Source organism: Arenimonas malthae CC-JY-1 (genome assembly GCF_000747075.1).
Classification (GTDB): domain Bacteria; phylum Pseudomonadota; class Gammaproteobacteria; order Xanthomonadales; family Xanthomonadaceae; genus Arenimonas; species Arenimonas malthae.
This window is the reverse complement of the sequence record NZ_AVCH01000074.1, coordinates 1-2,344: the sequence shown is the minus strand read 5'-3', so window position 1 is coordinate 2,344 and position 2,344 is coordinate 1. Positions and strand designations below refer to the sequence as shown.

Genomic DNA, 2,344 nt, shown 5'->3' with positions numbered 1-2,344 from the left:
CCCCGGCGGCCCCGGCCGCGGTGGTTCCGCCGCCGGCCGACGACCTCGACGACCTCGCCAACATCGAGATCGCGCCGCCCGCTGCGCACGACGAACACGACGAGGACTGGGACCGCCTGGCCCGCGGCGCCGCCGCCGCGCCGACGGCCCCGGCGCCGGCTCTGGCCAAGCCGCCCGAACCGGAGGCCGAGCCTTCCTTCGACTTCGTCGCCGACACCGACGCCGGGGCCACCGGCGAACTCAGCCTCGAAGACCTTGGCGGCGAAGCGCCGCTGAGCTTCGAGACCGAAGCCGACGCGGCGCCGCTCGACGACGACGCCAGCGCCACCAAGATCGAGCTGGCCAAGGCCTACCTCGAGATCGGCGACGTCGACGGCGCCCGCGGCATGCTCGAGGAAGTCGTCGCCGAGGCCGGCCCGGCCAGCCGCGCCGAGGCCGAACGCCTGCTGCGGGAGATCGGCTGAACCCCTTGCGGTACGCGATCGGCATCGAATACGACGGCAGCGGTTTCCTCGGCTGGCAGCGCCTGGCCGAGGGGGCGACCGTGCAGGCCGCGGTCGAACAGGCCCTGGGCTTCGTGGTGGACCACCCGCTCGAGGTGGTCTGCGCCGGCCGCACCGACAGCGGCGTGCACGCACGCTGCCAGGTGGCGCATTTCGACACCGACGCCGCGCGCACGCCGTTCGCGCTGCAGCAGGGTGGCAACAGCCGCCTGCCCAAGGGCGTGGCGCTGCTGTGGTGCCAGCCGGTGCCCGACGACTTCCATGCGCGTTATTCGGCCCGCGCCCGCCGCTATTGCTACACCGTGCTCAACCGACGCGTGCGCCCGGCCATCCAGCGCGAGTACCTCACCTGGGAACGCCACCCGCTCGACGCCGCTGCCATGCACCGCGCGGCCCAGGTACTGGTGGGGGAGCACGACTTCAGCGCCTTCCGCACCGTGCACTGCCAGGCCAAGCATCCGCGCCGCAACGTGCACGAAATCTCCGTGCGCCGCGAGGGCGAGCGCGTGGTGATCGAGGTGCAGGCCAACGCCTTCCTGCACCACATGGTGCGCAACTTCGTCGGCAGCCTGCTGCTGGTGGGGCGGGGCGAACACCCCGAAGCCTGGATCGGCGAACTGCTGGCGGGCCGCGACCGTACCGTGGCGGGCCCGACCGCGCCTTCGAACGGTTTGGTGTTCGTGGGGCCGCGATATCCCCGGGAATGGGGCCTGCCCGACGAAGTCTGTCTCTGAAGCTTGACCCGGCGTGCACGGCGCCGACACGCATCGCGCCTACAATCCCCCCATGCGCACCCGGATCAAATTCTGCGGGCTGACCCGACCCGGCGACGTCCGCCTCGCCGTCGAGCTGGGCGTGGACGCCATCGGCCTGGTCTTCGCCGCCGGCAGCCCGCGCTGCCTCACGCCCGACCAGGGCGCCAGCCTGCGCTCGGCGGTGCCGCCGCTGGTGGACGCCGTGGCGCTGTTCATGGACAACCCCGGCAGCGAGGTGGAAGCCGTGGTGCGCCGGCTCAAGCCCGACCTGCTGCAGTTCCATGGCAGCGAGAGCGAGGCCTTCTGCCGCAGCTTCGGCGTCCCCTTCATCAAGACGGTGGCGATGGGCGGCGGCGCCAGCGATGCGGCGACGGCGCGGAAGCGCTACCCTTCCGCCAGTGCCTTCCTGCTCGACGGACACGCCCCGGGCCAGCCCGGCGGGCGCGGCGAGCGTTTCGACTGGACCCAGGTGCCTTCGCTCGGCCGGCCGCTGTTCCTGGCCGGCGGGCTGGCGCCGGCCAACGTGGCCGAGGCGGTGCGCATCGTGCGCCCCTACGCCGTGGATGTGTCGAGTGGTATCGAGGGCGCCCCCGGCCTGAAGGACGGTGGGCGCATGCAATCCTTCGTGGACGAGGTGAGACGTGCAGACCGCAGTGCCCCAGAGTGAGATCCCGCCGGCGTCGGAGATCGCCGATTTCGGCGCCTGGCCCGATGCCGCGGGCCACTTCGGCCGCTACGGCGGCGTGTTCGTCTCCGAAACCCTGATCGAGCCGCTGCGCGAGCTCGAGGCGGCCTACGAGCGCTACCGCAAGGACCCCGAGTTCATCGCCGAGCTCGAGCACGACTACAAGCATTACGTCGGCCGCCCCAGCCCGATCTACGAGGCGAAGCGGCTGTCGGAGAAGGTGGGCGGCGCGCGCATCCTGCTCAAGCGCGAGGACCTGAACCACACCGGCGCGCACAAGATCAACAACACCATCGGCCAGGCCATGCTGGCCAGGCGCATGGGCAAGACCCGCATCATCGCCGAGACCGGCGCCGGCCAGCACGGCGTGGCCAGCGCCACCGTGGCCGCGCGGCTGGGCC

At 72.2% G+C, this 2,344-nt stretch carries 4 protein-coding genes; all 4 read left to right on the top strand.

The window, feature by feature from the left end; all coding sequences use genetic code 11:
* The coding region (locus N790_RS04545; RefSeq protein WP_281174831.1) for a FimV/HubP family polar landmark protein at positions 1-464 on the top strand (464 nt) is incomplete at its 5' end.
* A gap of 5 nt (positions 465-469) precedes the next feature.
* Positions 470-1,237: a tRNA pseudouridine(38-40) synthase TruA gene (gene truA / locus N790_RS04540; protein WP_043801336.1), complete on the top strand. Its 768-nt coding sequence runs from the start codon at positions 470-472 to the stop codon at positions 1,235-1,237.
* Positions 1,238-1,289: 52 nt separating this feature from the next.
* Positions 1,290-1,925 carry a phosphoribosylanthranilate isomerase gene (locus tag N790_RS04535; RefSeq protein WP_043801333.1) on the top strand — a complete coding sequence of 212 codons (636 nt, stop codon included), beginning with the start codon at positions 1,290-1,292 and terminating at the stop codon, positions 1,923-1,925.
* Position 1,926: 1 nt separating this feature from the next.
* Positions 1,927-2,344: pyridoxal-phosphate dependent enzyme (locus N790_RS04530; protein WP_425388022.1), on the top strand; the 418-nt coding region annotated here is incomplete at its 3' end.

Coding starts and splice junctions, on each gene's coding strand:
- N790_RS04535 (WP_043801333.1), top strand. CDS start 1,290: ATGCGCACCCGGATCAAATTCTGCGGGCTGACCCGACCCGGCGACGTC.